Origin of the sequence: Streptomyces sp. SLBN-8D4 (genome assembly GCF_049739545.1) — a bacterium.
In the GTDB taxonomy this organism is placed as follows: domain Bacteria; phylum Actinomycetota; class Actinomycetes; order Streptomycetales; family Streptomycetaceae; genus Streptomyces; species Streptomyces canus_C.
Window position 1 is genome coordinate 4,197,201 of record NZ_JBMGQC010000001.1, and the last position, 18,838, is coordinate 4,216,038.

The following is an 18,838-nucleotide window of genomic DNA, read 5'->3' on the forward strand; positions in this document are numbered from 1 at the left end:
CAGCGGGGGCGTTGGGCTCAGGAGGTCTGCGGGGTCTGCCCCTGGGAGGAGGCGGCCTGGTCGGCGGCCTCGTCCTCCTGGCTGCGGTTGGCCTCCAGGTTGGCCTTCATCCGGTCGACCCGCTGGACGACCTGGGCGGAGGCGCGGTCGCGCTCCTTGCGCAGCACGACGAAGCTGATGGGGGCCGAGAGCAGCAGGGAGAGCAGGACGATCCACATGCCGTTGGAGTCGCCGAGGCCGCGCGGGGCGAGGCCGGAGTAGACGAGGCCCCAGACGACCACGAGGCAGCCCAGGAGGATTCCGAGGCGCATCAGCGTGTAGCGGAGCATGTCAATCCACTCTTCCGTTTCGAACGGTTTTGAACCCCAAAAAGGGACACCGTCCAGTGAAGCACGCCGGGCACCCGATCTTCGACGGGGGTCAGCCGAGCGGCAGCAGCATGATCACGTCGTCACGGTCGTCGCCCGGCGCGACCCGGATCGCGCCGGGGATCCGGCCGACCTCCTTGTAGCCGCAGGAGCCGTAGAAGCGCTCCAGACCGAGGCCGCCGCGGCAGGTGAGCCGTATCGCCTCGATGCCGTCGATCCCGCGGGCCGCGTCGGCGGCTGCGCCGAGCAGGTCACGGCCGTAGCCCTTGCCCTGGTGACGCGGGTGCACCATCACGGTGTACAGCCACAGCCAGTGGGTCATCAGCCGGTGCGTGTTGAAGGCGAGGAACACGGCGGCGGCCACCCGGCCGTCGGCGTCCTGTCCGACGAGCAGCCGGGTGCGGCCGTCCGCCATCGCCGCGAAGTGCCTCACCAGCTCGGGGCGTATGGTCTCCCGCTCCACGGGAGCGACGAAACCGACGGCACCGCCCGCGTTGCTGACGTCCGTCCACAGATCGAGGATGCCGTCCCGGAGAGCGGGAGTGACGGCCGGGTCGAGAGTAAACGTAAGGGACACAGCAGCATCGTAAGCCTTACACCAATGCGCCCGCCGCGACCTCCGGGTCCGCCACCAGCCCCCGGTGCGCGGCCTCCCTGTCGGCAACCGGAGCCGTCAGACCCGCATCGGCTGCGGCGACTCCCGGCGCCCCGCGTCCGGACCGTCGTACTCCCGGATGATCTCGTACCGGGTGTTCCGCTCCACCGGCCGGAACCCCGCGTCTCGAATGAGGTCCAGCAGATCCTCACGCGTCAGCTTGTTCGGCGTGCCGTAGTTGTCGGCGTCGTGGGTGATCTTGTACTCGACCACCGAGCCGTCCATGTCGTCCGCGCCGTGCTGGAGGGCCAGCTGGGCGGTCTGGACGCCGTGCATGACCCAGAAGACCTTGACGTGGGGGACGTTGTCGAAGAGGAGGCGGGAGACCGCGAAGGTCTTCAGGGCCTCCGCGCCGGTCGCCATCTGCGTCCGGGCCTGCAACCTGTTGCGCACCTTCCCGTCCTTCACGTCCACGAAGTCGTGCTGGTAGCGCAGCGGGATGAAGACCTGGAAACCGCCGGTCTCGTCCTGGAGCTCGCGCAGCCGCAGGACGTGGTCGACGCGGTGCCTCGGCTCCTCGATGTGGCCGTACAGCATGGTGCTCGGGGTCTTCAGACCCTTCTCGTGCGCCAGGCGGTGGATCCGGGACCAGTCCTCCCAGTGGGTCCGGTGGTCCACGATGTGCTGGCGGACCTCCCAGTCGAAGATCTCCGCGCCACCGCCGGTGAGGGACTCCAGACCCGCGTCGATCAGCTCGTCGAGGATCTCCGACGCCGACAGACCCGAGATCGTCTCGAAGTGGTGGATCTCCGTCGCGGTGAACGCCTTCAGCGAGACGTCCGGGAGGGCCGCCTTGAGCTCCCGCAGCGAGCGCGGGTAGTAGCGCCAGGGCAGGTTCGGGTGCAGGCCGTTGACGATGTGGAGTTCCGTGAGGTTCTCGCCCTCCATCGCCTTGGCGAGCTTCACCGCCTCCTCGATGCGCATCGTGTAGGCGTCCTTCTCCCCCGGCTTGCGCTGGAAGGAGCAGTAGGCGCAGGACGCCGTGCACACGTTGGTCATGTTGAGGTGGCGGTTCACGTTGAAATGGACCACGTCACCGTTCTTACGGGTCCGCACCTCGTGCGCGAGGCCGCCGAGCCAGGCCAGGTCGTCCGACTCGTACAGCGCGATGCCGTCCTCGCGGGTCAGCCGTTCACCGGCCCTGACCTTGTCCTCCAGCTCGCGCTTGAGCCCGACGTCCATGGGGGTCACACCTTTCTCCGACGACTGCGACAACCGTACGTCCCCGCCTCTACGCTTCTTCGGGCAGCTCTCCGACCCGGTTCTCCCACTTCGTGGACAGCACGATCGTGGTACGGGTCCGGGAGACCCCCTCGGTCCCGGACAGCCGCCGGATGATCTTCTCCAGACCGTCCACGTCGGGCGCCCGGACCTTCAGCATGTACGAGTCGTCGCCCGCGATGAACCAGCAGTCCTCGATCTCGCTGAGGTCCCTGAGCCGGCGTGCCACGTCCTCGTGGTCGACCGCGTCGGACAGCGAGATACCGATCAGCGCGGTGACGCCGAGGCCGAGCGAGGCGGAGTCGACGGTGGCGCGGTAACCGGTGATGACACCGGCCGCCTCCAGCCGGTTGATGCGGTCGGTGACGCTGGGTCCCGACAGACCGACGAGGCGCCCCAGCTCCGCGTAGGAGGCCCGGCCGTTCTCCCTCAGGGCCTGGATGAGCTGCCTGTCCACCGCGTCCATGGGATCGAAGCCTTCCGCTGAAAAATGCCTGAAGTGATGAGAGGTACTGCCACTGCTTGCCCTGCTGACCCACGTGCCTCAGTGACCCGGTGTGCCGCCGCCCAGTTCGCCCTGCCAGCGCCGGTACAGGTCGTGCCCGACACCCGCCGCGTCCAGCACCCGCCCGGCGACGAAGTCCACCAGGTCCTGGATGTGGGTGGCGCCCGCGTAGAAGCCCGGCGAGGCCGGGACCACGCTCGCGCCGGCGTCGTCGAGCGCGACGAGGTGCCGCAGGGTCTGGCCGTTCAAGGGGGTCTCCCTCACGGCCACGACCAGCGGCCTGCGCTCCTTCAAGGTCACGCTCGCGGCCCGCTGGAGCAGGTCCTTGGAGAGACCGAGGGCGACTCCGGCGACGCAGGCGGTGGAGGCGGGGACGATCAGCATCCCCTTGCTCGGATACGACCCCGAGGACGGCCCAGCGGCCAGGTCCCCGGCGGGCCAGTACCGCACGGCGTCGGTGTCGACGTCGAAGGTCGCGGGCTTGCCGTCGGCCCCGCGGGCCAGCCATTCCCGCAGGTCCTCGCGCCAGTGCGCGTCCCGGAAGGAGATCCCCGTCTCGTCGAGCAGGGTGAGCCGCGAGGCACGGGAGACCACCAGGTCGACGCTCTCGCCGGCGGCGAGCAGCGCGCGCAGCACGGACGCGGCATACGGGGTGCCGGAGGCGCCGGACACCCCTACGATCCAAGGCGTACGCCGCGTCTCTCCTGGCTTGACTGGGTTCACACCCCCGAGCCTATCCGGCGTCACAGGGTGGGAACCGGCCAAGGGGGTCGGGCGTTCTTCTGAAGGGGAGGGGGGTTGCCATGACGGACAGCGAACTCGAGTGGTCGCGCGGTGATCGCGCGAAGGCGGCGGCCAAGCTGATGGTGGGCTGGGTCGCGCTGCTGTGGCTGCTGGAGGCGGTGGACGTGGCGAGCGGCCACGCCCTGGACGGCCTCGGCATCACGCCCCGCACCCCGTCCGAGCTGGTCGACGTCGTACCGGCCGCTTTCATCCACTTCGGCTTCGCCCACGTGGCCGCGAACAGCGTCCCGCTGCTGGTCATGGGCTTCCTGGCGGCGCTGGGCGGCATCCGCCGCTTCCTCGCCGTCTGCGCCCTGATCGTCGTGGCCGACGGCCTGGGCGTGTGGCTCATGGCCCCGGCCCACACCAACACGGCGGGCGCGTCGGGCCTGATCTTCGGCCTGTTCGGCTACCTGGTGGTCACGGGCTTCGTGCAGCGCCGCCCGCTGGGGATCCTGGTGGGTCTGCTGGTAGCGGCGATCTGGGGCACGTCGATCGTGGTGGGCCTGGCACCGACCCAGTCGGGGGTCAGCTGGCAGGGGCACCTGCTGGGCCTGCTGGCGGGAGTGGCGGCGGCGTTCCTGTTCAAGCGCCGGACCGGGCGCGGAGTGGTTCAGGTCTGAGGCCGGGCCTTGGGGTCGACGGGAAGCCGGGATGTGGGGATCGTCAGCTTGCCGAGCGGGGAGTCGACGGCCAGGTCGGGGCCGTAGGGGAGAGTGTCGCGGCCCCGGTACCCGTCGGGTCCTGGGTTCCACATGGCGACGGCGTGGCCCTGCAGCGGATCGAGGATCACGTAGTTGGCGATGCCTCGGGAGGCGTACCAGCGCGGCTTGATCTCGTAGTCCCGACGCACGCTCTCCGGCGACACCACCTCGGCTACGAACTCGATCAGGTCAGCAGGATAAGAGCTACGGTTCTCGGCCTCCGCCTCGGCTGGAATGACGGCGATGTCCGGGCAGAACTCGTTGGCGTCGTCGAAGGGGAACGCCACATCACTGACCAAGGCCCAATCCGGTGACAGCTGGTCCTCAAGGCCGGCTGACACCCTGAGGATCGTCTTCCCGTGGAAAGGCCTGACCGGGTTCATCACAATGCTGCCCTCGACAATCTCCGTCAGATAGCCGGGGAACATGTCCTCCAGCTTGCTGAGCTGCGAGTGCAGGCGGTCAAGGTCCGAGATAACGGTCACGGTGGCCTCCTGAGGTCCTGCCCTCGATGGTAGGCCGGACCGTACTCACACGGTCAGACCACGAACCAGGAGATCAAGCAGCGCACACACGAAGAGGGCAATCCCGATGAACCCGTTGACGCTGAAGAACGCCCGGTTCAGCCGGGACAGATCATGCGGTCGCACGATCGAGTGCTCGTACACGAACGCGCCCGCGACGATCATCAGACCCACCCAGAAGAAGCCGCCCGCCTCCGTGGCGACGGCGTACCAGACGAGCAGGGACATCGTCAGGACGTGACAGACCCGCGCCCCCCAGATCGCCGCCGGGATACCGAAGCGCGCCGGCACCGACATGACGCCGATCTCCCGGTCCGTCTCCACGTCCTGGCAGGCGTAGATCAGGTCGAACCCGCCGATCCAGATGCCGACCGCGAGGCCGAGGACGACCGCGTCCCAGGACCATTCCCCGGTGATCGCGAGCCAGCCGCCCACCGGGCCCATCGCCTGGGCGAGACCGAGGATGGCCTGGGGGAAGTTCGTGAACCGCTTGCCGTACGGGTAAACCACCATCGGGATCACCGCGACGGGAGCCAGCGCCAGGCACAGCGGGTTCAGCAGCGCCGCCGAGCCGAGGAAGACCACGACCGCGACCAGTGCCCCGGTCCAGGCGTGCTTGACCGACATCGCCCCGGTGACCAGCTCGCGCTGCGCCGTCCGGGGGTTGCGCGCGTCGATCTCCCGGTCGATGATCCGGTTGACCGCCATCGCGAAGGTGCGCAGGCCGACCATGCAGATCGTCACCAGGAGCAGCCGCCCCCAGTGGATGTTCTTGTCCCACTCGTACATCGCGGTCAGCGCGGCGATGTACGCGAAGGGCAGCGCGAAGACCGAGTGCTCGATCATCACGAGGCGCAGGAAGCCCTTCACCTTCCCGGTCGGCTGCGGCGCCGGGCCCGGGCCCACGACCCCGTCGGCGGTGGTCATCATGCGAGGCTCCCGAGGAAGGCGTCAAGGTCGGTCAGGAGTGCGGCGGCGGGCAGCGGGCCCGTCTCCACGGTCACCGGTGTCGCGGCGTCGTCGGGCGGGGTGACGTGCGCGGTGAAGGCGTATCCGTCCGGGCCTGCCGGAGAGGCGTCCAGTCGCAGCGCCGCTCCGCCGTCGACCGTGAACGGACCGTCCGCCGCGGCGAGTCCCGCGCGCAGCCGTTCCGCGAAGTCGGCGGGTTCCGCGTCACGCACCCCCGGCAGCTCGAAGCCGTCGCCTTCGCCGCCGTGCTCGAAGAGGACCGCCCAGGTGTCACCGGGGCCGGCGAGTTCCTCCGGGGTGACGCCCGCCTGTTCGGCGGCCTGCCGGACGCCCGGGTCGGACGGGTCCAGCGCGGGCCGCACGAGCGCCACGTAGTCGGTGTCGGTGCCGATGAACAGGGCCGGGCCGCCCGCGGCGATGGGGCTCACAGTCCGTACTCCTTCCACCGGCGGTCGACCTTCGCCGCCGTCTCCGGGTCGGACAGCACCATCTCGGGCCAGCCGCCGTCCCGCGTGTAGCCCTCCTCGGGCCACTTCCTCGTCGCGTCGATGCCCGCCTTGCCGCCCCAGAACTGCTGGTAGGAGGCATGGTCGAGGTGGTCGACCGGTCCCTCGACGACCGAGAGGTCACGGGCGTAGTCCGTGTTGCCCAGCGCCCGCCAGGCGACCTCGTGCAGATCGTGCACGTCGCAGTCCGCGTCGACGACCACGATCAGCTTGGTCAGGGACATCATGTGTGCCCCCCAGACCGCGTGCATCACCTTCTGCGCGTGCTTCGGGTACTTCTTGTCGATCGAGACGATCGCGCAGTTGTGGAAGCCGCCCGCCTCGGGCAGGTGGTAGTCCACGATGTCCGGGACGATGATCTTCAGCAGAGGGAGGAAGAAGCGTTCCGTCGCGCGGCCCAGCGGTCCGTCCTCCGTCGGGGGACGGCCCACGACGATCGACTGGAGCAGCGGCCGCTTCCGCATCGTCACGCAGTCGATCGTCAGCGCCGGGAACGGCTCCTGCGGGGTGTAGAACCCGGTGTGGTCCCCGAACGGCCCCTCCGGCAGCATCTCGCCCGGTTCCAGCCAGCCCTCGATGACGACCTCGGCCTGCGCCGGGACCTGGAGCGGGACCGTCTTGCAGTCCACCATCTCGATCCGCTTGCCCGCGATGAACCCGGCGAAGAGGTACTCGTCGATGTCGCCGGGGAGGGGGGCCGTGGAGGCGTAGGTGACGGCGGGCGGGCAGCCGAAGGCGATCGCGACCGGGAGGCGCTCACCGCGCCGGGCGGCGACCTGGTAGTGGTTGCGGCTGTCCTTGTGGATCTGCCAGTGCATGCCGATCGTGCGCTTGTCGTGGCGCTGGAGGCGGTACAGACCGAGGTTGCGGATCCCGGACTCCGGGTCCTTGGTGTGGGTCAGGCCCAGGTTGAAGAAGGACCCGCCGTCCTGCGGCCAGGTGAACAGGGCCGGGAGCCGGTCCAGATCGACGTCGTCGCCGGTCAGGACGACCTCCTGGACCGGGGCGTTGTCGGACTTCACCTTCTTCGGCGGGACGTGCACCATCGAGCCGAGCTTCCCGAAGGCCTCGCGCACCCCCACGAAGCCCTGCGGCAGCTCGGGACGCAGCAGCCCGCCGATCTTGTCGGAGATGTCGCCGTACGACTTCAGGCCCAGGGCCTTGAGCAGTCGCCGGTCGGTCCCGAAGACGTTCATCGCGAGCGGCATGGCCGACCCGCGGACGTTCTCGAAGAGCAGCGCGGGGCCGCCCGCCTTCTGCACCCGGTCGACGATCTCCCCGACCTCCAGATATGGGTCGACCTCGGCCTTGATCCGCTTGAGGTCTCCCTCGCGTTCCAGTGCCCTGAGCAGGGAGCGAAGATCGTCGTAAGCCATGGGGTCAAGTATCCCCGAGCCGCTACCCTGACCCCGTCAGGGGCCCGCCACAGGCTCCACACCACGTTCCCTGGGGGGCCACAAGACATGTTCCGGCTGCTGATGTACCTGATCCCGCTGGCGCTGACGATCTACGCGTTCATCGACTGCCTCAACACCCCCGAGGACGAGGCGAAGCACCTTCCCAAGATCGCCTGGGTCTTCATCATCCTGCTGTTCTGGATAGTCGGCCCGATCGCCTGGCTCGCCGCGGGCAAGCTGCGCACCCCGCCGGCGAACGGCCGCACCCCCTCCGAGTGGCACCGCAACCACCGCATGGAGTACGTCGCCCCCGACGACAACCCGGAGTTCCTGAACTCCCTCAAGGCGGAGCACAAGAAGGACGAGGCGCTCCTCAAGGACTGGGAGGCCGACCTGCGCCGCCGCGAGGAGGAGCTCAAACGCCGGGAGCAGGGCGAGGACCCCAAGGCAGGCTGACAAGCTGTACGTCGTAGAGCCCCCCGAAGCGGACATCGCGCCCCTGGGCGGAGGCGGGCGGGGGCCGGACACTTACCTCGCATGACGACAGCTCCCGCCGACTCCGCCGGCACCCTCGCTCCCGCATACGGTGACAAGGTCATCGCCGTCGAGGCGACGGGCTCGGAACCCGTCCCCGACGCCGAACGCCACGGCGGCCCGCTCCAGTTGCTGTGGACCTGGGCCTCCCCCAACATCGAGTTCGCGACCGTCTTCATCGGGGTGATCGCGGTCCTCTTCTTCGGCCTGAGCTTCTGGCAGGCCACGGCCGCCATCGTGCTCGGCACCGCCCTCGGGGCGATCACCCAGGGCGTCCTGTCCCTGGACGGGCCCCGGTTCGGGGTGCCGCAGATGGTGATCGGCCGTCTCTCCTTCGGCCACCGCGGCAACATCCTGCCCGCCGCGGCCAACGGACTGGTGGCGGGCGTCGGCTGGTTCGCGGTGAACAGCGTCAGCGCGGCCTTCGCGCTCAACACCCTCACCGGGCTGCGCCCGCTGCCGTCGCTCCTCCTCGTGGTGGCCGCCGAGATCCTGATCGGCTTCATCGGCCACAACTTCGTCCACGCCTTCGAGAAGTACGCCTTCCCCGCCCTCGCGGTGATCTTCCTGCTGGCCGGGGTGTGGACCTTCAAGGACGCCGACCTCGGCGGGGGCGGCACGGGCGGCGGCATCGGCGGCTTCCTGCTCGCGTTCAGCGCGGCCTGGGGCTACGCGGCGGGCTGGAACCCGTACGCCTCGGACTACTCGCGCTATCTCCCCCGTACGGCGAACAAGGCCAGGACGGTCCTCTACCCGGCGCTCGGCCTGTTCCTGTCGGTCACCGTGGTGGCCGTGACCGGCGCGGCCTCGGCGACCATCCTGGCCCCGAAGGACGCGACCCCGACGGCGGCCTTCACCGGCCATCTCCCCGGCTGGCTGGGCGACCTGGTGCTGATCGCGATCATCCTGGGCGCGGTCTCGGCCAACGCCCTCAACGTGTACTCCGGCGCGATCTCGATCGCCTCCTTCGGCCTGGACCTCCCGGCCTGGCTGAGCCGGAGCGTGCTGGTCGTGGTGTCCGGGGTCGCCGGTACGGCGGCGGCGTGGGCCTCGCTCTCCGACGCGGGGGCGGCCTACGAGGCGTTCCTGCTGGTGATCGCGTACTGGGTGGCGCCCTGGCTGGGTGTGGTCCTGGTGGAGCGTTGGCTGCGGGCCCGGGTGCCGCAGGAGCAGTCGGCGGCCCGCCTGACCGACCGCTCCTTCACCAACTGGCCGGGGCTCGCGGCCCTGTTGATCGGCGTGGCGGTCTCCGTGCCGCTGTTCTCCAACCAGGAGGACTACGTCGGCTACGTACCGGAGCACTGGCCGTCGTTCGGGGACATCACCCCCGTGGTCGGCTTCGCGCTGAGCGCGCTGCTGTACGCGGCGCTGCGGCGCCGGTCGCCGACCCGGTGACGGCGGCTCAGCCGACCGTGATCGAGTCCAGCTTGGCCCTCAGGTACACGTGGGAGTCGACGGGTTCGTACGCCACCCGTCCGACCGGGGCCGGGACGGACTCGACGGTCGTGCCCGGGGTGCACTCGCCGAAGTAGACCAGGGACATCAGCTCCTCGGCGGGCGCGTCCGCCGGCGGCGGGAGCACCCGGTGCCGTCCGGACCGCCAGCGGTCACCCGTCCAACGGGCCATCAGGTCACCGATGTTGATGGTGAAGGCGTCCGGGTCGAAGGGCGCGTCCTCCCAGCCGCCCTCGTCGGTGAACACCTGGAGGCCGCCCTTGCCGGCCTGCCGGTCGAGGATCGTGACCGTGCCGAAGTCGGTGTGCGGGCCGATGCGGAACTGCCCGGGCTCCGGCTCCCCGGTCACCTCCGTCCCCGGATACCAGTTGATGTTGAAGCCGTAGGTCGGATGGTCCATGTGCCGGGAGAAGAAGTCGGGTGCGAGCCCGAGGGCCTCACCGAGCAGGGAGAGCAGCTGCTTCTCCAGCTCGCCCATCTTCTCCAGGTACTCCTCGCACAGCGTCCGCAGCCTCGGCACCTCGGCGGGCCAGACGTTCGGCGCGTACCACTCCGCGTTGACGACCGGGTCCTCGAAGGGCTCGTGGGTGGCGAAGGTCAGCGACTCCTTGAGGTCCGGCGGGGTCTCGGTGCCCTCCGAGTAGCCGTTGGCCTCGGCGCCGGGCCCGAGCCAGCCACGGCCGCCGACCTTCGCGGAGTACGGCTGTTTGACGTCCACGGGCATCCGGAAGAACGCCCGCGCGGCCTCCCGGATCCGGGAGCGCAGCTCCGGGTCGACACCATGGCCGGTGACCAGGAAGAACCCGGCGGTCTGCAGGGCCTCGTCCAGGGTGCGGGCGACGGCGGCGCGGGCGCCGGGGTCCGCGGAGAGCCAGGACCGCAGGTCGATGGTCGGGATGCGGGGCTGGGGGCTGTCACTCACCGATGTCCTCGTTCCACAGTGCCGGGTTCTTCTCGATGAAGTCGGTCATCATCCGTACGCACTCGGGGTCGTCGACGAGCACGATCTCCACGCCGTGCTCGGCGAGCCAGTCGTGGCCGCCGTGGAAGGTGGCGGCCTCCCCGACGACGACCCGTCCGATCCCGAACTGCCGGACCAGACCGGAGCAGTACCAGCAGGGCGAGAGGGTGGTCACCATCGTCGTACCGCGGTACGACCGCTGCCGTCCCGCGGCCCGGAAGGCGGCCGTCTCCGCGTGCAGGGAGGGGTCGTCGTCCTGGACGCGCCGGTTGTGGCCGCGCCCGAGGAGGGTGCCGTCGGCGCCGTAGAGCGCGGCCCCGATGGGGATGCCGCCCTCGGCGAGCCCGGCGCGGGCCTCCTCGACGGCGGTGGCGAGCCACCGGTGTGCCTGTGTCTGATCCATGTCTCTCACTCTGCTGTGGCCGAAACACGAGGGCAACGTGCGGAAAGTACTCTCCGGGCAGCCCACAGCCGGACGAACTGTCGGGAGGCGCGCATGCCCGCACTCACCCTTCGCGAGATCCTGGCCCTCGATCCGGTCCGCGCCGCCGAGCCCGAGCTGCTGGCCGGAGACACCGCGCTGGACGGCCCGGTGCGCTGGGTCCATTCGAGCGAGGTGTACGAGGGCGCGAACTTCCTGGACGGCGGCGAGCTGCTGCTCACCAACGGTTTCGGGCTGACGGACGCCGACGAGGAGGTCCGCCGCCGGTACGTCCGCGAGCTGGCCGCCCGGGGCGCCGCCGGGCTCGCGGTGGAGGTCGGCCGCGCCCTGCCCGCCATGCCGCCCGAGGTCACCGACGAGGCCCGCCGTCTGGGCCTGCCCCTGCTGGCCCTGCGCCGGGTCGTGCCCTTCGTGCGGATCACGGAGGCCGCCAACCGGGCGATCGTCGCGCGCGGGCTGTCCGGCCGTTCGGTGGTGCGGCCGTGGGGCGACGACCACACGGCGGCCCTGCTCGCCGACCTCGCCGACCGGGCAGCGCTGAACCAGCCGGAGGTGGAGGCGCGGGCGGCGCTCGCCGGGTTCCATCCGGGCCCGGGGGCCCGGACGATCGGGGTGTCGCTGCACGGCACCCGGGAGGTGAGCACCGTCGACCGGGCGGTACGGCTGCTGGGCGGGGCCGGGGTCATGCGGGCCGCGTTCCCGGGGGACGTCCTGGCGCTGCTGTCCCTGCCGGGGACGCTCCCCGGTGACCCCGTGAAGGGGGTGCAGGAGGCCTTCCGCTCGGCGGCCGCACCCGGGCTCACCGTGGCGGTGGGCCACGCCGTCTCCGCCTCCGACGGCGGCTGGCTGCGCTGGAGCGACACGCTGCGGGCGGCCCGTACGACGCTGGAACTGGCGTTGACCGTCCCGCCGGCCGAACCGGCCTCCCCCGAGGGCCCGTTGGTGACCTCCTCCCGGGCCCTGGCGCTGGAGCGGGAGCTGACCCGGGGCGGTGTGGACGCCAACCGCGACCGCCTGGCGGCGCTGGTCCAGCACGCCCTGGGGCCGCTGCTGGCCTGGGAGGCGGCCCACCCGAGCGACCTGGTGCGCACCCTGGAGGTCCATCTCCGCAACGGCTGCTCACCGACCCGCACGGCGGCCCTCCTCCACATAGGCCGCCAGTCCCTGTACCAACGCCTGGAGCGCATCGAGTCGTTGCTGGGCCTGGAGATCGACGATCCGGACCTGCTGGGCGAGCTGCTGACGGCGACCTGCGCACAACGGGTGGTGCGCACGACGAAAGCCGTCGCACGGGGCGGGCTGCGGACGGTGGCCTAGCGAAGGGTGCCGAGAAGAACGGTCCCTGCGTCGGTGGGTGCGGGGCCGGAGCCCGAAATCAGCCGTTCACCCTCAGCAGCAGCTTCCCCGTGCTCGTCCGCGCGCCCATCAGCCGGTGCGCCTCCGCCGCCTCCTCGAGGGCGAACTCCGCGGTGACCGGCAGGGAGACCGTGCCGTCGGCCACCGTCGCGAACGCCCGCTCCGACAGGGTCCGCAGCTCGGCGGGGGCGGTCTGGGCGAGTGTGAGGATGGAGAAGCCGGCGACGGAGAGGCCGCGGGGGTACAGCTCGGGCTGGCCCACGGTCCACGGCGGTGCGCCGCTCGCGTTGCCGAAGGAGACCAGCCGGCCGTAGACCGCGAGGGAGGCCAGACAGTCGCGGAGGGTGTCGCCGCCGACCGGGTCCAGGGCGAGGTCGACCCCGCGGCCGCCGGTCGCCGCCCGCACCGGCTCCGCGAAGTCGCCGACGAACACCTCGTCGTACCCGTGCTCGCGGGCGTACGCCGCCTTGGCCTCGCCGGACACCACGCCGTACACCGTCGCGCCGGCCGCCTTCGCCAACTGGCCCACCACGGTGCCGATGCCGCCCGCCGCACCCTGCACCAGGACCGTCTCACCCGCCTGGAGCCGGCCGACGGTGTGCACGAGGGCGTACGCCGTCGGGAGAACCGCCGGCAGGCCGGCCGCCGTGCGCAGATCGACGCCGGAGGGGAGCGGGAAGACGTTCGCCGTGTCGGCGACGGCCACGTCCGCGTACCCGCCGCCCACCGTCAGGGCGGCCGTCACCTCCTGGCCGACGCTCAGGCCGGTCACGCCCTCGCCCAGCGCCCGGACCCGCCCGGACACCTCGAGACCGGGGACGAAGGGCAGCCCCGGCACCCGGTAGCCCTCCGAGCGCGCCTTCAGGTCGGCGAAGTTCACCCCGGCGTACGCCACGTCGACGCTCACCTGGCCTGGGCCGGGTCCGGGAACGTCCGCCTCCACGACCTTGAGGACCTCAGGGCCGCCGTACTCCTGGAACTCCACCGCGCGCATGCCTCACCCCTACTGTTCAACGAAAACCGAACACTTGCCACTGTATGGTTTTCATCGAACACTCGGCAAGCGGAACAGAAGGAACGGAAGCGATCCATGAGCACGCCCCGGCACCGGACCGCCCCCGAGCACACCCACCCCGACGACGTCCCGGTGCTCACCGCACTCGCCGCGCTCGCCGACCCCGTCCGCCTCACCCTCGTGCGGGAGCTGGCCGGTTCGCCCGAGTGGAGCCGGGCCTGCGGCACCTTCGACGTGCCCGTCGGCAAAGCGGCCCTCAGCCACCACTTCACGGTGCTGCGCGCGGCCGGGCTCGTGGAGCAGCGGGACGAGGGACCGCGGCGCGTCAACCGGCTCCGCCGGGCGGAGTTCGACGCGCGCTTCCCGGGCCTGCTGGAACTCGTGATCCGAACCGACTCCTGACCGGTCAGGTGCCGAGACTTTTCGTAACCCGACGGACATCACGCGATCTAGTGCGAACCAACTCCCCCTCCTTACTCTGGTATTGATAAACAGCGCGCATGGGGGGAATGCGGGTGCACAGACAGCTGCACGGGCGCGGAGCGCTGTTCGACACGGAACCGGCGGGGCTCGCACCACGGCTCGTGGGGCTGCGGCCGCACCAGCACCGGGCCACCGCGGTGGAGCATCCGCAGGAACTGCCCTTCGTCGTGCTCACCGGCGCCCGCGGGACGGGCAAGAGCGCCCTGCTCGACGAACTGCGGAAGGCCTACCACGGGCACACCCCGGTCGCCCTGGTCGACTGCGAGGCGGCCGAGTTCACTGCGCCGCCCCCGGGCCGGGACGCCGAGGCCTGGTCACCGGTGTCGCAGGCCCTGCTGGTGATCGCCGAGCAGCTCGCGCAGCCGGTGACCGGCGCCGGGCGGATCACCTTCCCGCGGCTGATGTCAGGTCTGGTCGCGGTGGCCGCGGGCGGGTGGCGGGACGCCGATTCCGAGCACATCCGGCGTGAGGTCGAGCGGATCCTGCTGCTCAACGAGAGCGGGTCGTGGATCGCCGGGTTCGCCGGGCGCTGGGCCGGGCGGGTCGCCGCCAATGTCGCCGCCGCCGCGACCGGGACCGGCCCGCTGCTCCAGTCCGCCATCGAGGCGACCCTGGAGTCCATCTCCGACGGCTTCGTCCACCGACGGCAGCAGCGGGCGGCCACCTGGTGGCGCGACTACCCCAACGCGAGCCGCAACGCCCGGCGCGGACTCATGCTGCTGTCCGGGCACTTCAGGGCCGGCGGCACCTCCCGCGAACACGCCGAACGCCATCTCGTCCGCGCCCTGCTCGCCGACCTCACCGACGCCTACACCGGCGTGCTGCCCCGCATGCAGCGCCTGGGCCGGCCCCTCGTCCTCGTCGACAACGCGCAGTCCGCGCCCGGCCCCGGCCTCACCGACCCCGTCCTGCGCGACCGCTCCGCGGGCATCGCCGACCAGGTCGTCTTCATCACCGCACTGCGCGGCACCGGCCGCCCCGCCCTGCGCAACGCCGTACGGCGCACCCTGCCCGAGGTCGCCCGGCGCACCGACTGGACGCCCGACCCCGCCTCCCCCTCCTCCCGCGCCCTGCTGGTCTCGCTGCCGCCGCTGACCGCCGACGACACCCTGCACATCGTCGACGAGCACCAGGTGCCGCCCCAACTCCCGCACGCCGTCCACCGGTTGACCGGCGGCAACCCGCTGGGCATCACGCTGCTCACCGAATCCGCCGCACAGAACGGCACGGCCTCCCTCGGCGAACTGCTCACCTCCGACGTACGGCTGCGCGAGGACCGCGACGCCAGACCCGCCTACGTGGAACTCCTGGACCGGCTCGTGCCCGCCGACCGGCTGGAGGAGCTGACGGTGCTGGCCGCCGCCCACGACCACGACTCCGCCACCGCCCTGGCCGCGGCCCTCCTGCCGGACGACTTCGGCCCGGCCGACGTACGGGCGCTGCAGACCCGGCTCGTCCAGGAGGGGCTGCCGGAGGTGCCGGGCCGGTTCGTCGGCGACCCCTTCGTGCGGACCCTGCTCCTGCTCCGGCTGCACCACCGCTCCGCCGACCACGGACGCTGGCGCGAGGCCCACGAGACCCTGATCGCGCACTACGCGCCCCCCGGCCCCGACGAGGCCCACACCCGCTACCGCCTGCACCACGAACTCGCCCTGGGCTCCACCGAGTCGGCCGTCGCACACCTGCGCGACACCTTCACCGCCCTGGACACCCGCACCTGGCTGCGCACCCTGCGCTTCGTCGCCTCGGCGCCCTACTTCCACGCGCACGACGCCGAGGGCCACGACTTCGCCGCCCACGACGACCGGCGCGCGGCGATCGCGCTCGGCCACACGGACGCCGCCCAGCTGCTGCCGGACTCCCTGGACCCCTCGGCCGTCGCACTGCACCTGCGGATACGGCGGCTGCTGCACGCCGTGTGGCAGCTGACCGATCCGCTCGCGCTGCCCGACCCGAAGGTCTGCGACCGGCTTCGCTTCGAGCTGGAGCAGCTGTCCAACCTGCGTCCGGCCGGCAACGCGCTGCTGTGGCGGGCCTCCCGGGACTGGCCCGAGGACGCGCTCGCCGGCCGCCCGCTCAGGGTCCCCGACGGCAACGACGACGACAGCGGCGACGGCAGTGGCGACGATGAGGGGGCGGCGTGATGGCCGGCAGAGGCTTCGGAACATGGCTGCGCGAGGGCGTCTGGGAGATCCCCCTGCGCCGGTACGTCGCCCTGCTGCTCACCCTCGTGGTGCTGGGCGCCCTGGGCTTCGTCGTCCGCACCCTCGCCCACGACGACCGCTCCTGCGCGGCCGGGGTCGTCAGACCCGAGGGCAGCGACGAGTGCGTCGGCGTCTCGGCGACCGGCTACGACTGGGGCCGGGCCCCGCTGCGGCCGGTCGTCAAGGCGATCGACCGCGAGAACCGTTCCATCAAGGGCCCGTACGTCACCGTGGCCCTCCTCGAACCCTTCACCGCGACCGACGCCGACAACCTCGGTGACGTGCTGCACGAACTCCAGGGCGCGTATCTCGCCCAGTACCAGGCCAACCACCGGTCCAACGGGACCGTCCCCGCGATCCGGCTGGTGCTCGCCAACCCCGGGGCCACCGGCGCCCACTGGGAACACACCGTCGAACAGCTGGCCAGCATGACCGGGGAGAAGGACCGGCTGCGGGCGGTCGCCGGGGTCGGGCTGAGCACCGCCGACAACAAGCGGGCCGTCACCGGGCTCACCGCCCGCGGCATCGCGGTGATCGGCACCTCCATCACCGCCGACAACCTCGCCAACGGACAGCACGGCAAGGACCCCTTCCCCGGACTCGCCCGGGTCGCCCCCACCAACACCGACGAGGCCCGCGCGCTCACCTCCTTCGCCCGGGTCGCGGCCGACAAGGCGGTCCTGGTCTACGACCAGAAGGCGGACGACAGGGACAACGGCGACCCCTACTCGCTGACCCTGCAGCGCTCCTTCGAGAAACTGCTCAAGGGATCGCCGTACGCCCCCTGGTCGTTCAACCCGCCCGACGACCGCAGCCTGGAAGGCAGTACCGCCAACGACTTCGAGCAGATCACCCACCTGGTCTGCGACACGGACGCCGGCACCGACACCATCCTGTTCGCCGGCCGCCACACCCAGCTGCGGCAGTTCATCAACGCTCTCGGCGAACGCGGCTGCCAGAAGCGGAGGTTCACCCTGCTCACCGGCGACGAGGCGTCCTACCTCACCGGCGACAGGGACCTGAACCGGGACGCCCTGAACCGCAACCTCACCGTCCGCTACACCGCGCTCGCCCACCCGGACGCCTGGCTGAAGTCCCCGCCCGCCACCGGGGGTTCGGCCGCCGAGGCAAGGGCCCTGCAGGACCTGGTGCGCGAGGGCCAGGGCGGAAAGGTGGGCCCGATCGGTGACGTCGACCTGGAGGACGGCCAGCTGATCATCGCCCACGACGCGATGCGGCTGACGTACCAGGGCATCCGGTTCGCCAAGGGCAGCAAGGACGTCCCCACCCTCGAAGAGGTCCGCAACGAGTGGCGGCTCATCAAAGGCACCCAGCAGCGCGTCAACGGCGCGAGCGGCTGGATCTGCCTCGACAACCACGGCAACCCGTACGACAAGGCCGTACCGATCGTGGAACTGACCCCGCAGGGCACCGCCCGCTTCGTGCGGATCGCCTGGCCGGAGGGCAAGCCCCCGGCAAAGGAGTGCCTGCCGCCCTCATAGGACGGCAGGCAGGGCTTTGGCGCTCAGACGCCGGCGTACGAGTGCTTTCCGGAGACGAAGATGTTGACGCCGTAGTAGTTGAACAGCCAGCAGCCGAAGGCGATCATCGCCAGGTAGGCGGCCTTGCGGCCCTTCCAGCCGGCTGTGGCACGGGCGTGCAGATAGCAGGCGTAGGCGACCCAGGTGATGAACGACCAGGTCTCCTTGGGGTCCCAGCCCCAGTAGCGGCCCCACGCGTCGCCCGCCCAGATCGCGCCCGCGATGATCGTGAACGTCCACAGCGGGAAGACGGCCGCGTTGACGCGGTAGGCGAACTTGTCGAGGCTCGCGGAGGCCGGCAGCCGGTCGAGGACGGAGTTCGCGAACCGGCCGGGCGTGCCGCCGGACGCGATCTTGTTCTCGTAGCTGTCCTTGAAGAGGTACAGGATCGTGGCGACCGCGCCGACGTAGAACACCGCACCGCAGAAGATCGCGGTGGAGACGTGGATGTACAGCCAGTACGAGTGAAGGGCGGGAACCAACTGGTCGCTGGCGGTGTACAAGACGGTGACGGCGAGGCCGAGATCGAGGAGGACCGTGGTGATCAGGAACAGCCCGAGCCAGCGCACGTTCTTCTTCAGGGCCAGCAGCCCCAGGTACACGGCGACGGCCACCGTGGAGAAGGTGATGTTGAACTCGTACATGTTGCCCCAGGGCGCCCGCTCCACCGAGGCGGCGCGGGCGACGACCCCGCCGAGCTCGATGAGGAAGGCGAGCACCGTGAGGGAGATGGCGATACGCCCGTAGAGGTCGCCCTGCGCGTCGCCGCCGTGCGCCCCGGGCCCGTCGGGCACGTCGCGCGACCCCGCCGCCGACCGCACCACGACCTGCGGCCGCTCCAGTACGGCGGTGCTGCCGCCCTGGTTCACGGTGACGGCCGGCGGCACCTTCCCCCGGGACTTGGCCTTCGCGTCGGCGGTGAGCGCGGCGGCGGTGCGGCCGACCTTGCTGCGGCTGCCGAGGAGCCATTCGGCGATGTACGCGAAGAAGGCCAGGGTGTAGACGGCCATCGCGGAGTAGATCAGCGTGTTGCTGATGTTGGCGAGGTGCTCGTTGGTGGCGGTGGCCAACTCGGTTGCGGCGGCGTAAGTCACCTCAACACTCCTTCGGGTGAATGTCCCGGCGACTTGCTGTCGGGCGGTGAGGGCGGCGGGAAGCTTGGCGTCGTGTTACCGGGCTGGTTTCAACCCGGCTGGCGTTGATCGTGGAAGACCC

The 18,838-nt window shown here is 71.0% G+C and carries 20 protein-coding genes; 7 read left to right on the forward strand and 13 right to left on the reverse strand.

The annotated features are described in order from the left end of the window. Window positions 1-17: 17 nt before the first annotated feature. The 5 genes from RKD20_RS18770 to RKD20_RS18790 form a co-directional block, all read right to left on the reverse strand. Window positions 18-329, reverse strand: a complete 312-nt coding sequence (locus tag RKD20_RS18770) for a DUF4229 domain-containing protein (RefSeq protein ID WP_424878713.1) — start codon at window positions 327-329, stop codon at window positions 18-20. A gap of 91 nt (window positions 330-420) precedes the next feature. Continuing rightward, the gene (locus tag RKD20_RS18775; RefSeq protein ID WP_424878714.1) at window positions 421-945 is read right to left on the reverse strand and encodes an N-acetyltransferase family protein; all 525 of its coding nucleotides are present in this window, start codon (window positions 943-945) and stop codon (window positions 421-423) included. 96 nt (window positions 946-1,041) lie between these two features. Beyond that, the gene (gene mqnE / locus RKD20_RS18780; protein ID WP_020120625.1) at window positions 1,042-2,205 is read right to left on the reverse strand and encodes an aminofutalosine synthase MqnE; all 1,164 of its coding nucleotides are present in this window, start codon (window positions 2,203-2,205) and stop codon (window positions 1,042-1,044) included. A 49-nt stretch (window positions 2,206-2,254) separates the two neighbouring features. After that, entirely contained in the window at window positions 2,255-2,710 is a 456-nt protein-coding gene (locus RKD20_RS18785) for an Lrp/AsnC family transcriptional regulator (protein WP_424878715.1), read from the reverse strand. 78 nt (window positions 2,711-2,788) lie between these two features. Continuing rightward, window positions 2,789-3,472 carry a UbiX family flavin prenyltransferase gene (locus RKD20_RS18790; RefSeq protein WP_424878716.1) on the reverse strand — a complete coding sequence of 228 codons (684 nt, stop codon included), beginning with the start codon at window positions 3,470-3,472 and terminating at the stop codon, window positions 2,789-2,791. A gap of 80 nt (window positions 3,473-3,552) precedes the next feature. Here RKD20_RS18790 and RKD20_RS18795 point away from each other — a divergent pair, with 80 nt between their 5' ends. After that, window positions 3,553-4,155, forward strand: a complete 603-nt coding sequence (locus RKD20_RS18795) for a rhomboid family intramembrane serine protease (RefSeq protein WP_424878717.1) — start codon at window positions 3,553-3,555, stop codon at window positions 4,153-4,155. Here the strand turns inward: RKD20_RS18795 and RKD20_RS18800 are convergent. The 4 genes from RKD20_RS18800 to RKD20_RS18815 all read right to left on the reverse strand — a co-directional run bounded on the left by RKD20_RS18800 (window position 4,146) and on the right by RKD20_RS18815 (window position 7,611). Then, the gene (locus RKD20_RS18800) at window positions 4,146-4,664 is read right to left on the reverse strand and encodes a Uma2 family endonuclease (RefSeq protein ID WP_424883262.1); all 519 of its coding nucleotides are present in this window, start codon (window positions 4,662-4,664) and stop codon (window positions 4,146-4,148) included. The genes RKD20_RS18795 and RKD20_RS18800 overlap by 10 nt on opposite strands. Before the next feature lie 102 nt (window positions 4,665-4,766). Beyond that, window positions 4,767-5,690, reverse strand: coding sequence for a menaquinone biosynthesis prenyltransferase MqnP (gene mqnP / locus RKD20_RS18805; RefSeq protein ID WP_424878718.1), 924 nt, complete (start codon window positions 5,688-5,690; stop codon window positions 4,767-4,769). Beyond that, entirely contained in the window at window positions 5,687-6,157 is a 471-nt protein-coding gene (locus tag RKD20_RS18810) for a hypothetical protein (protein ID WP_424878719.1), read from the reverse strand. The genes mqnP and RKD20_RS18810 overlap by 4 nt, the downstream gene beginning before the upstream one ends. Further along, complete coding sequence (locus RKD20_RS18815; protein ID WP_424878720.1) at window positions 6,154-7,611, reverse strand: menaquinone biosynthesis decarboxylase; 1,458 nt, start codon at window positions 7,609-7,611, stop codon at window positions 6,154-6,156. The genes RKD20_RS18810 and RKD20_RS18815 overlap by 4 nt, the downstream gene beginning before the upstream one ends. A gap of 87 nt (window positions 7,612-7,698) precedes the next feature. On the opposite strand from RKD20_RS18815, the gene RKD20_RS18820 reads away from it, so the two are divergent. Both RKD20_RS18820 and RKD20_RS18825 read left to right on the forward strand, forming a co-directional pair. Further along, window positions 7,699-8,088, forward strand: coding sequence for a PLD nuclease N-terminal domain-containing protein (locus RKD20_RS18820; RefSeq protein ID WP_359422704.1), 390 nt, complete (start codon window positions 7,699-7,701; stop codon window positions 8,086-8,088). Between the two features lie 81 nt (window positions 8,089-8,169). Beyond that, the gene (locus tag RKD20_RS18825) at window positions 8,170-9,561 is read left to right on the forward strand and encodes a purine-cytosine permease family protein (protein ID WP_424878721.1); all 1,392 of its coding nucleotides are present in this window, start codon (window positions 8,170-8,172) and stop codon (window positions 9,559-9,561) included. Between the two features lie 7 nt (window positions 9,562-9,568). Here RKD20_RS18825 and RKD20_RS18830 read toward each other — a convergent pair whose 3' ends face one another. Further along, on the reverse strand, window positions 9,569-10,543 hold the full coding sequence (locus RKD20_RS18830; RefSeq protein WP_424878722.1) for an isopenicillin N synthase family dioxygenase: 975 nt from the start codon (window positions 10,541-10,543) through the stop codon (window positions 9,569-9,571). After that, window positions 10,536-10,985, reverse strand: coding sequence for a nucleoside deaminase (locus RKD20_RS18835; RefSeq protein ID WP_424878723.1), 450 nt, complete (start codon window positions 10,983-10,985; stop codon window positions 10,536-10,538). Before RKD20_RS18835 ends, RKD20_RS18830 begins: the two co-directional genes overlap by 8 nt. Before the next feature lie 93 nt (window positions 10,986-11,078). Here RKD20_RS18835 and RKD20_RS18840 point away from each other — a divergent pair, with 93 nt between their 5' ends. Then, the gene (locus tag RKD20_RS18840; RefSeq protein ID WP_424878724.1) at window positions 11,079-12,341 is read left to right on the forward strand and encodes a PucR family transcriptional regulator; all 1,263 of its coding nucleotides are present in this window, start codon (window positions 11,079-11,081) and stop codon (window positions 12,339-12,341) included. A gap of 58 nt (window positions 12,342-12,399) precedes the next feature. On the opposite strand, the gene RKD20_RS18845 is transcribed toward RKD20_RS18840, so the two are convergent. Further along, complete coding sequence (locus tag RKD20_RS18845) at window positions 12,400-13,374, reverse strand: quinone oxidoreductase family protein (RefSeq protein ID WP_424878725.1); 975 nt, start codon at window positions 13,372-13,374, stop codon at window positions 12,400-12,402. Window positions 13,375-13,470: 96 nt separating this feature from the next. On the opposite strand from RKD20_RS18845, the gene RKD20_RS18850 reads away from it, so the two are divergent. The 3 genes from RKD20_RS18850 to RKD20_RS18860 all read left to right on the forward strand — a co-directional run bounded on the left by RKD20_RS18850 (window position 13,471) and on the right by RKD20_RS18860 (window position 17,584). Continuing rightward, window positions 13,471-13,797 (forward strand): ArsR/SmtB family transcription factor, encoded by a 327-nt coding sequence (locus RKD20_RS18850; protein WP_424878726.1) that lies wholly within the window; start codon window positions 13,471-13,473, stop codon window positions 13,795-13,797. Between the two features lie 107 nt (window positions 13,798-13,904). Beyond that, window positions 13,905-16,022: a hypothetical protein gene (locus RKD20_RS18855; protein ID WP_424883263.1), complete on the forward strand. Its 2,118-nt coding sequence runs from the start codon at window positions 13,905-13,907 to the stop codon at window positions 16,020-16,022. After that, window positions 16,022-17,584 carry a hypothetical protein gene (locus RKD20_RS18860; protein WP_424878727.1) on the forward strand — a complete coding sequence of 521 codons (1,563 nt, stop codon included), beginning with the start codon at window positions 16,022-16,024 and terminating at the stop codon, window positions 17,582-17,584. Before RKD20_RS18855 ends, RKD20_RS18860 begins: the two co-directional genes overlap by 1 nt. Window positions 17,585-17,607: 23 nt before the next feature. Here the strand turns inward: RKD20_RS18860 and ccsB are convergent, their stop codons facing one another. Beyond that, entirely contained in the window at window positions 17,608-18,717 is a 1,110-nt protein-coding gene (gene ccsB / locus RKD20_RS18865; RefSeq protein WP_424878728.1) for a c-type cytochrome biogenesis protein CcsB, read from the reverse strand. Between the last annotated feature and the right edge of the window lie 121 nt (window positions 18,718-18,838).